This window comes from Mesorhizobium delmotii, assembly GCF_900149755.1.
Lineage (GTDB): Bacteria > Pseudomonadota > Alphaproteobacteria > Rhizobiales > Rhizobiaceae > Mesorhizobium > Mesorhizobium delmotii.
The window spans coordinates 1-245 of record NZ_FUIG01000077.1; the positions used below are offsets into that span (position 1 = coordinate 1).

1 protein-coding gene is annotated in these 245 nt (G+C 66.5%); it reads left to right on the forward strand.

The annotated features are described in order from the left end of the window. Positions 1 to 20: 20 nt before the first annotated feature. On the forward strand, positions 21 to 245 hold a 225-nt coding region (locus tag BQ8482_RS38835), incomplete at its 3' end, for a M81 family metallopeptidase (RefSeq protein ID WP_208867946.1).

A 245-nucleotide genomic window follows, 5' to 3' on the forward strand; every position in this document is an offset into this window, starting at 1 on the left:
TGCAATCCGGAGACGTTCCCATGAAGTACCGCATCCTTACTGGCGAGATCGAACATGAGGCAAACACCTTCAGCAAGGTGCCGACCACGCTCGAGCATTTCCGGTCCGGCGCCTTGGTGCTGGGCGACGAGGTTCCGCCGGCGCGGCGGGGCACACGCACCGCGCTGGGCGCAGCGTTCGAGGCGGCGGAGAAATTCGGCTGGACGCTCTCTCATCCGCTCGTAGCGAGCGCCACCCCTGGCCGG